Below are 1,589 nucleotides of genomic sequence, written 5' to 3'. Positions count from 1 at the left end.
CTAGAGCCTGTCTGACAAATGATCACCTGGCCGCTTCACGGAGCCAGAGGATCAGGGAGGCCAGGACAACTCCCGCGCGGTAGCGGTCTGCGAGCTTGTCGAACCTGGTTGCGATCGCACGGAACTGCTTGAGGCGGGCGAAGCATCGTCTCCTTGTCGAAGGCGGGTGGTCGGCCACCGAGGCGCCCCCGGCGTCGGCGGTTGGCCACCTGGTCGCGGCGCTCGGGGATCGTGGCGGCGATGCCCCGACGCCGCAGCAGATGGCGGATGGCCCTGCTGGAGTAGGCCTTGTCACCCAGCACGCGGTCCGGTGTCGTGCGCGGGCGGCCCGTGCCGGCGCGCAGGGTGCGGATCTTGTCGAGGACCTCGGCGAGCGCAGTGGCGTCGTTGACGTTTCCGGGTGTGAGCACGATCGACAGCGGCAGACCCCGGCCGTCGACGGCGAGGTGGACCTTAGTGGTCAGCCCGCCCCGGGACCGGCCGAGGGCCTGGCGCGCCTGCGAGCGGCCCGGATCTTCCAGTTCGTCCCCGTCCGCGTCCCCCTTTTACGGGCGCCCGCGGCGTGCTGGTGGGCCCGGTTGACCGTGGAGTCGACAGCGACGGTCCACTCCACCCGGCCCACCGCGTCGTCACGGACCTGGACGTGCTCCAGCAGCTTCGCCCAGGTGCCATCAGCCTCCCAGCGGGCGAACCGCTCGTAGACGGTCTGCCACGGCCCGTACCGCTCGGGCAGGTCGCGCCAAGGAGCCCCGGTCCGCAGCCTCCACAGCACCCCGTTGACCACCTGCCGGTGATCACGCCACGGACGGCCGCGTCGGTCCACCTGCGGCAACAGGGGCTCTATTCGCCCCCATGCCGCATCCGTCAATTCACCTCGACCTGCCACGAGATCAATTATCAGACCGGCTATAGAGTCCTGCCCGTGGCGAATCATCAGGACGAGACCAGGGCGGCCTACGACGGAGTCGTCGAGCTGTACGCATCGCTGTTCGCAGACCGGCTGGAGACACAGCCGTTCGCCCGGGCCATGATCGGCACCTTCGCCGAACTGGTGCGCGCGACGGGCAACCTGCGGGCAGCGGACGTCGGGTGCGGGCCCGGACATCTGACGGCCATGCTGCACGAACTGGGCCTGGACGCCTTTGGACTCGACCTCTCCCCCGGCATGATCGACCACGCCCGGCGGGCCCATCCGGCGCTGCGCTTCCAGGAGGCGCGGATGGAATCCCTGCCGATCGAGGACGGCGCGCTCGGTGGCGTACTGGCCCACTACTCGATGATCCATACCCCTCCGGGGGAACTGCCGGAGCTGCTCGCCGAGCAGGTACGCGTCCTGGCGCCGGGTGGCCTGCTCCTGGTCTCCTTCTTCGGGACCGACGGACCGGAGCCGCTCCGGTTCGACCACAAGGTGGCACCTGCCTACAGCTGGCCGACGGATCGCCTCGCCGAACTGCTGGCCGATGCCGGGCTCGTTCCCTTCGCCCGGCTGCTTCACGATCCGGCCTCCGAACGGGGCTTCCTCGACGCCCACCTGCTGGCCCGCCGTTCGTAGGTCCTGCCCGGCGCTACCCGCCAGACGGTCGGCGCAC

1 protein-coding gene and 1 pseudogene are annotated in these 1,589 nt (G+C 70.0%); one reads left to right on the top strand and one right to left on the bottom strand.

From position 1 onward, the window contains the following. Nucleotides 1-886, bottom strand: a pseudogene (locus tag G6045_RS40500) (IS5 family transposase). A gap of 36 nt (nt 887-922) precedes the next feature. On the opposite strand from G6045_RS40500, the gene G6045_RS40495 reads away from it, so the two are divergent. After that, nucleotides 923-1,552 (top strand): class I SAM-dependent methyltransferase, encoded by a 630-nt coding sequence (locus G6045_RS40495; protein WP_165337248.1) that lies wholly within the window; start codon nt 923-925, stop codon nt 1,550-1,552. Nucleotides 1,553-1,589: the final 37 nt, after the last annotated feature.

It is taken from the genome of Streptomyces mesophilus (genome assembly GCF_011044995.1).
GTDB classification, from domain to species: Bacteria; Actinomycetota; Actinomycetes; order Streptomycetales; family Streptomycetaceae; genus Streptomyces; species Streptomyces mesophilus.
This window is presented reverse-complemented; position numbering and strand designations above follow the sequence as displayed.